Below are 7,584 nucleotides of genomic sequence, written 5' to 3'. Positions count from 1 at the left end.
GGGCTCTCGCCCGAACCTTTCGCCGAGTTCCGTGCCGGCGCCCACGCCAGACCATACCCAGCCTGACACGCCGCAAACGGCAGTGGCCGATGTCGTCGGGCGCTTGCTCAACATCCCCGCCAAAACTCGGCTTTCTCAACGACCCCACGCCGCACGCGCTCCCATGTCGCCGGGCCAATCTGCTTGTGCACCCAATGAAGCAACAGCGGCTCATGCCCCCGGCGCCCGGCGATGAGGGGCCGCAGGTGGCCGAGCACATCATCGCCCACAGGAATGGCAATACGCGGCTTCGGCTTGACGGCACGGCCCTTGCGGCTTGGCGGAACCATGACGCGCGAAGTCCCCGGCTGCACGTCCGCGACGGTCAAGGCCGCGATCTGCGAAAAGCGCATCCCGGTCGCGGCCAGCAGCAGCACTAGCACGCCGAGGTCGGTGTTTTCGGTGAAGGCGGCATCTATGGCCGCGCGAATGTCGGCATCCGGCAAGATGATCGCGCGGGCTTGAGAAGCCTCGGGGATGGCTTTTAGCCCGCGTTCGACCTCGCGGGGCAGGGATGGCGGCAGCAGGCGCCAATGCTCGTCCACAGCCCGGCCAAGGGCCGCGCGCAGGTCGCTGGCTGTGCGGTTGACGGTCGAAGGGGCCAGTTTCGGATCGAGCCGGCTCCGCCAGCCTGTCAGGGCGGTTGCTGTAATATTTGCCAGCGTCATGCTGGCGAGCTTGTCGCGCAGGACGTGTTTGCCCAGCCGGGAGCGGGCATCAGCCCCGGCGCGGATGCTGCGGGCCACGCGCATGGCAACGTAGTCCTCCACCGCCTGCTTGACCGTGATGGCTGCTGTTGCGCCGCCGGAGGCCGCCTGCGTCTTGACGCCTTCCGCCCAGCCGATGGCCGCCTGGGTCGCGGCCGTGAAGGTCAGGGCGCCTTCCGGCGCCCTGGCATCGTCGGCCGCCCCAATCGTGCATTCGCGCCGTGTGCCCTTGCCGACATGCTTGGCGATCCAGACCCCGCCGCGCGGGCCTTTGCGATAGCCGAGCTTGAGGCCGCTGCGCGCCTGCCCAATTGACACCCAGACCGGGGCCTTGGCCTCGGCCAGCCTGCGACGGCGGGCGGGAGTGTCGAGTTGAAAGTTTCCCACAGAACTTCCCACATTGATGCCGTTGACAGTGCCCATGTGGATGACAGAAAAATTCAATGATTTCAATATAGAGTGTGACGTGAGTGACGTCATCTTCCATAATCTGTCGCCCTCTCACGGCGAAAACAGGGGTTCGAGTCCCCTAGGGAGCGCCATTGCGGCCAAATGAGCCTGTTTTATAGGGCTTATTTCCTTCATTTGTCCCACTTCCGGTCTCGGTGGGACGATTGTCGAGTCAGCCAGAAGCTTCTTCATCGCTGAATCCGCCATCTGCGGCTTGCGTGCTTCGCGGGTGTATCGCTCCGCCTCCTCAAGCGTCCGATGCCCCGTAATGGACATGAGTTCGTGGGCAGTGGCCCGGCTTTCTGCCAGCCGTGCGGAGATGGCCTTGCGCAATCCGTGGGGTGCGACTGTGGGTTTTCACCGGACATTCGTGGACTAAGAACGCTGAGCGCTGTACCCATCTGTGACGTCGACATTGCGCGCCTGGACAGTGGTGAGATCATCTTCGCTGAACTACGCAGCCGCAACGGATCTCGTTTCTGGATCGTTCCCAAGTAAGATTCGTAGCGCGGCGCGTGCGCGTGAAGCCTGATGCAGCGTGACGATCAGCATCGTTTGGCATCGCTGGTGATCTTGCTGCCGTTGTCACGGACGATCATCTTCCACCCGCCGCGCTCGACGATCACGCGGTCGCGTTTGCGGGTGACCGGGAACTCACTTTACGGTGGTGCGCAATTCGGCATCCTTCCTCGGAGAGCTGTCTGCTGAAAATCTCTTCTATCCCAAGGCGTTAGTATCCTATAAATTCGATCAGAGCGTTGCTTTACTGGCGTTATTAACGTAAGGGTACAGGAAGGTCTGATAGTTATTTCCTAGAATAATTTGTTAATGATGGACGGAAATTGGATGAATGTTGTCCATGCATCATTCTCTACGGAAGAACTTTCTCCGAATAAGCAGTTCGACGCTTGGCGCGGATGGTTCGGAACTGTTTTCAATGCGGTCATTGACGAGCCCGAAGCAGGATTTGTGGCTACCTGTGAAACCTGGAACTTCGGCGGGTTTGGCTTAAGCCGGGTTCAAGCTCCCAGGTTGCAAGCCATTAGAAGCGCCGGCCTTATTCGCCAAAATCCGATCGACCATTGGAACATCGCGGTCGGCAGAAAGCGAACAGCGGGAGAGGTGGGCGGTCATCGTGCTATCGATGTTCCTGCCGGAGTACCTTACGTTTCCTCGCTGGGGCGGACGCTCACGAGCGCCAGAGACGATGATGAGCGGGTTCAGCTTTATCTCCCACGAGATAGCTTTCCGGAGCTCGCGGCCGTCCTGGACGGGATGGATGGAAGAGCGATTCCAGGAGCGATGGGCCAACTACTAGGGGACTTCCTGGTGTTGTTGGCGAGGAATGCACCGGCTTGTTCCGGAGCGAATGCGCCGGCTCTACAATCCGCAGTCCGGGGGATGGTGCTTGCCTGTATTGCTCCGTCAAAAGACAGTGCTGCCCAGGCGGCCACCCCGATCGCAGTTGTGCGTAAGGATGGCGTTCGAAAAATAATCGATCAAAATCTACATAGGCTCGCTTTTGGTCCTGACTTCCTGTGCCGAGAAGCAGGTATGTCGCGTTCTCAGCTTTATCGCCTGTTGGAAGCCGAAGGCGGGGTAAAGAACTATATCCAGCGGCGGCGTCTCAAGAAATGTTATTCCGAGCTATCAAGGGGCACCAATCTCCGCCCGATCGCAGCTATTGGCGAGGAAATGGGGTTTGCAGACCCCTCAGGTTTCACCCGAGCGTTCAAAAAGGAGTTCGGGATGAGCCCGTCAGAGGTTCGAGCCACCCAATTTATGCATTCAATGAGCAGTCCTAACCCGCAGGGTTTGCCAAGCCAGAGAATAAACGGTCTTCGCGACATTCTGGAAAAAATGGCGTGACCGTCCTCTGCATCCMCGAACCACCGATCGCCGGCTGGGGCGGAAAGCGCATCGGATCGCTGCCACGCGAAGCCGATTCCTTCCAGCGGATCGCGGCGCGCGAATTCAGCGCAGGTGCGTGCCGGCCCGATCGTCGATAGAATGACGGCGTAGGAGCGCGACGCAGCGGTCCAAGTCCCAGAGCCGAAGCGCAGCGGCGGCATGTCGAGGGGATCGACTTCCTTGATGGGCTCCAGGTCGCGCTGGCGTTCGGCGCGGTGCACGGCCATTACAGACTTGGCCAGGCCAATTACGTTCTCCAGATGACTTGCCGCGGCGGTCTTGCTTGTTCCGCCTGCGCCGAGTCCGAAGGGACCCCAGGCGGTGAATCATCGCTGGAGCCGCGACCGTTGCAACAGAAGCGATGGAGCAGGCATCTGTTCTCGGCGCGGTTCCCGACTTGTTTATCGCTACCGCATCGGGCGGAGGCCTATCGGCGGGCTGTGCGCTCGCGATCGCTGGTAGCGGTTCCACCATGCTTGCGGTCGAACCATTCGGCTTTGACGACCTCGCGCGAAGCCTTTCTGCTGGACGTCGGGTGGCCATAGAGAGCCACGCGACATCGATATGCGATGCTCTGCTTGCCCCTATGACAGGCGCGTTGCCCTTCGACATTCATATGCGATCGGGAACCAAAGTGGCCGTGTCGCAGACAATCACGCCCGCGCCGCAGTATCCGCATTGTATGCGGAGTTCGGCTTGGTGACTGAGCCCGGCGGAGCGCTATCGGTAGCTGCCTTGCTTGCCGAACCAATTCTGCTGCAAGGCCGCACTTCAATTGCAGTCGTCAGTGGTCGGAATTTGGATAAGGAGCAATTCATCAGCATGATTTCCGAGGCATGACGGTCGCCCCGGCTTGATTCAGCGCTGAGTTCGTTTCCAGCGATCTTGGAGCCGTTTCCCACGGAACAAGCGCCGGCGATCACCGAATCGTTGCTTTTTGCAAGGCCGAATCCCGAGGGGATTCGTGATCGGCGATGACGGACCATTGCCGGTTGCGACTGGCGCGAAATGGCAAGACGGGCAGGCTGCCCATGCCCGAAATGCTCGCAACGGAATTCGCCTGCTGATCGCAGACCGATCCGGCCTTCCTCGCCGATCGCAAGGCCGCGAAAGCGGAGGTGAATGCAGTGAACGCGACGCGGGCAAGCGCGATGCCAGATTGCGCTGCCGAGGCGATCGATATGTCGACAAGCCATGTCGGGTTCAGATGTGTCGTTCGGAACGGAGAATTGAATGAAACGGCCTCTTAGTCACCAATTCAGAGCGCGCTGGTTGGGCGTAAGCACGACGCTCCTGATGTTGGGATCGCCCGTGGCAGCCCAGGACTCGCTGCCGTTTCCGCCAACGCCCTCCGGGAGCAAAGCCGGACCGACGATCGCGGAGTCGACCTACAGCCCCCTACCGGTGAAGTCGCATCTCCCTGCCAATGCGCCGAACATCGTCGTGATCATGCTCGACGACGTCGGCCCGGCGCTTCCGAGCACCTTCGGCGGCGTGATCGATACACGCACGTTGAGYCGGGTTTCCGGAGACGGGATCACCTATAACCGCTTCCACAATGCCGCGATGTGCTCACCCACCCGAGCGGCGCTGCTGACCGGGCGCAACCACCATCGCGTCGGCTACGGCCAGATCGCCGAACTGGCGAATGACTGGGATGGCTATTCAGGCCGGATCCCGCGCACATCTGCGACCGCAGCGAAGGTCCTTGGCTATTATGGCTACGCGACGAGTGCCTTCGGAAAATGGCACAATACGCCCGCCAACGAGACCACGGCCGTCGGCCCATATACGAACTGGCCGGCGGGGCAGGGGATCGGCTTCGACTACTTCTACGGGTTCCTTGCCGGAGAATCCTCGCAATGGGAGCCTGCGGTCGTCGAAAACACGGTCCGGGTGAATCCATCCGAAGGGAAGAAGGAATATCACTTCACCGAAGACATGACCGATAAGGCTGTCTCATGGATGAAGCAGGTCCACGCGCTGACGCCGGATCGACCGTTCTTCATGTATTGGGCCCCGGCGCCTCCCACGGTCCGCATCACATCTTCAAGGAATGGGCGGACAAATATAAGGGCAAGTTCGACGAAGGCTGGGACGTCATGCGCGAGCGCGTCTTCGCCCGCCAGAAAGAACTCGGCTGGATCCCGAAAGACACCGAGCTGACGCCGCGGCCGAAGACCCTTGCCGCATGGGCCGATATTCCCGAGGACGAAAAGCCATTCCAGCGTCGGCTGATGGAGGTGTTCGCCGGATACACCGAACACGCCGATGCACAGGCTGGCCGGTTGATCGATGCCCTGGACGAGCTCGGCATCCGCGACAACACGCTGGTCTTCTACATCTGGGGCGACAACGGTTCTAGTGCGGAAGGCCAGAACGGCACGATCAGCGAACTCCTGGCGCAGAATGGCATTCCTTCCGAGATCAAGGACCATATCCGCACCATGAACGAGCTCGGCGGCCTGGATGTGCTCGGGTCGCCCAAGGTCGACAACATGTACCATGCCGGCTGGGCCTGGGCCGGCTCCACGCCGCACCGGTCGACAAAGCTGATCGCCGCACATTTTGGCGGAACGCGCACGCCGCTCGCGGTGTCCTGGCCGAGCCGGATCAAGGCGGACAAGGCGCCGCGTCCGCAGTTCCATCACGTCAACGATATCGTGCCGACGATCTACGACATCCTGCAGATCACGCCGCCGAAGCTCGTCGACGGCATCAGCCAGGACCAGCTCGACGGCACCAGCATGACCTATTCCTTCGCGTCCCCGACGGCGCCGGACCGCAAGAAGGAGCAGTATTTCGAGGTCATGGGCAGCCGCTCCTACTACAAGGACGGATGGATCGCTTCGGCCTTCGGACCCAGAGTGCCCTGGCAGACGGGCGTCGATCCTTCGATCATGACATGGTCGCCGAAGGACGATGTCTGGGAGCTCTACGATCTCAAGAAGGATTTCTCGCAGGCGAAGGACGTCGCCGCCGCCAATCCCGGCAAGCTCGAGGAGCTGAAAAAGGCTTTCGAGGTAAGCGCGAAAGACAACAAGGTCGATCCGGTCGGCGGCGGGCTATGGTCGGCGATCTTCCACCCGGAAGACGCACCGTCCAATCCCGCCAAGACCTTCAACTACACGCAGGAGGTCGTCGGCGTTCCCGAGTTCACGGCGCCGCGGCTCGGATCACGCGGCAACCTCGTCACCATCGATGCGGATCTGCAGCCCGACTCGAAGGGCGTGCTCTACGCGCTCGGCGCCATCTCGGGTGGTGTCGCCCTGTGGGTCGAGAACGGGAAGCTCAACTACGAGTACAATCTGTTCGAGATCGAGCGGACGCAGCTGGAAACGTCCGCCCCGCTCCCGACCGGAAAGGTCAAGATCGAAGTCGAAACACGCAAGGCCAGCGGCGTCCGCCCCGCGCCTCTCGACATCATCATCCGGGTGGACGGCAAGGAGGTCAGCAAGGGGCGTGTTCCACGCTCGGCAGCGTTGACCTTCACGGCCAATGACGCCTTCGACGTCGGCCGGGACAGCTATTCCCCCGTCTCGCTCGCGTATTTCGACCGCAAGCCCTTCGCCTTCAACGGCAAGATCCGGCATCTGAAGGTCGACTATCTCGACTGAGCGCCGACCAGCCGGAGGCGGCGAGCACGATTTTCGCCGCCTCCCGTCAAATTTCGATGACGCGGAAACTCCACTCTTCAGAGCCGGGCGGAGGCACATTCTGGCCGAAGCCGCTGCTGACTCACGAACGGGAAATTCGATGATGAAACCACTCGCCTTTGTTCTTGCCGTTACGCTTTCGGCGGCGCTGGTCCCGGCCCAGGCCCAGACGGAATTGAGCGCCTATGCCGACAAGAATGGGTACGTCAATGTCCAGAAACTGACCTGCGGGCAACTCGCCGGGACGTTCCAGGAAGATGCGAACTTTCTCGGGGTCTGGTACAGCGGCTGGTATAACGGCCTCGGAAAGAAATCGTCCGTCAATTTGCCCAGGGTCAAAGAAGGGATCCATGAGCTGATCGTCTATTGCAAGGCGAACCAAGGATCGACGATCATCAATGCCATCGATGTACTTTTGAAGGCTGAAAAAGCGCGCCGCGCCCAATGACGTGGCGGTCCCTACCTGGCCGGCCCGGGCAGGGACCGTCTTCGTGAACAGCCGCGCGAGCGGTCGCGCATCAAAATTGGTCTCTTTCACGGAATTTCGAATGAATAGGATGATGCGTTTTGCTGCGGCGTCGTGCCTGGCACTTTTGGCTGCGGGCGCGGCTCTGGCACAGACAACACCGGATGTCCCTTCCTTGCAGGCACCCGATCTTCACCTGGATCTCCTGCCCGCCTATTTGAAGACAAACGATTTGCCCGACAGCCTGAAGCTGCTTCCGCCGCCGCCGGCCGAAGGATCAGCCTCGCTTGCGCGGGATGAGGACGCCAGGCGGGCAACGGTTCCCTTGCGAGGGACGGCGCGTTGGGACCTGGCC

At 61.0% G+C, this 7,584-nt stretch carries 5 protein-coding genes, 1 tRNA gene and 2 pseudogenes; 6 read left to right on the top strand and 2 right to left on the bottom strand.

What is annotated here, in order from left to right; genetic code table 11:
• Nucleotides 1–107: 107 nt before the first annotated feature.
• Nucleotides 108–1,226 carry an integrase gene (locus tag AC1DRP_RS32950; RefSeq protein ID WP_476770724.1) on the bottom strand — a complete coding sequence of 373 codons (1,119 nt, stop codon included), beginning with the start codon at nucleotides 1,224–1,226 and terminating at the stop codon, nucleotides 108–110.
• On the opposite strand from AC1DRP_RS32950, the gene AC1DRP_RS32945 reads away from it, so the two are divergent.
• A tRNA-Glu gene (locus AC1DRP_RS32945) sits at nucleotides 1,202–1,288 on the top strand. The genes AC1DRP_RS32950 and AC1DRP_RS32945 overlap by 25 nt on opposite strands.
• Here AC1DRP_RS32945 and AC1DRP_RS32940 read toward each other — a convergent pair.
• Nucleotides 1,248–1,529 carry a hypothetical protein gene (locus tag AC1DRP_RS32940; protein WP_476770723.1) on the bottom strand — a complete coding sequence of 94 codons (282 nt, stop codon included), beginning with the start codon at nucleotides 1,527–1,529 and terminating at the stop codon, nucleotides 1,248–1,250. The two genes, AC1DRP_RS32945 and AC1DRP_RS32940, sit on opposite strands and share 41 nt — an antisense overlap.
• Before the next feature lie 513 nt (nucleotides 1,530–2,042).
• Between AC1DRP_RS32940 and AC1DRP_RS32935 the strand changes: the two genes are divergently transcribed.
• From AC1DRP_RS32935 to AC1DRP_RS32915, 5 genes and pseudogenes are all read left to right on the top strand, one after another.
• The gene (locus tag AC1DRP_RS32935; protein ID WP_476770722.1) at nucleotides 2,043–3,065 is read left to right on the top strand and encodes a helix-turn-helix domain-containing protein; all 1,023 of its coding nucleotides are present in this window, start codon (nucleotides 2,043–2,045) and stop codon (nucleotides 3,063–3,065) included.
• Between the two features lie 367 nt (nucleotides 3,066–3,432).
• Nucleotides 3,433–3,810: a pyridoxal-phosphate dependent enzyme gene (locus AC1DRP_RS32930; RefSeq protein ID WP_476770725.1), complete on the top strand. Its 378-nt coding sequence runs from the start codon at nucleotides 3,433–3,435 to the stop codon at nucleotides 3,808–3,810.
• A 530-nt stretch (nucleotides 3,811–4,340) separates the two neighbouring features.
• A pseudogene (locus tag AC1DRP_RS32925) lies at nucleotides 4,341–6,724 on the top strand (arylsulfatase).
• Nucleotides 6,725–6,863: 139 nt separating this feature from the next.
• Complete coding sequence (locus tag AC1DRP_RS32920; protein WP_441504459.1) at nucleotides 6,864–7,211, top strand: HdeA/HdeB family chaperone; 348 nt, start codon at nucleotides 6,864–6,866, stop codon at nucleotides 7,209–7,211.
• Nucleotides 7,212–7,254: 43 nt separating this feature from the next.
• A pseudogene (locus AC1DRP_RS32915) lies at nucleotides 7,255–7,584 on the top strand (hypothetical protein); the annotation flags it as partial.

The organism is Allobosea sp. 01N443, assembly GCF_056399325.1.
This window is presented reverse-complemented; position numbering and strand designations above follow the sequence as displayed.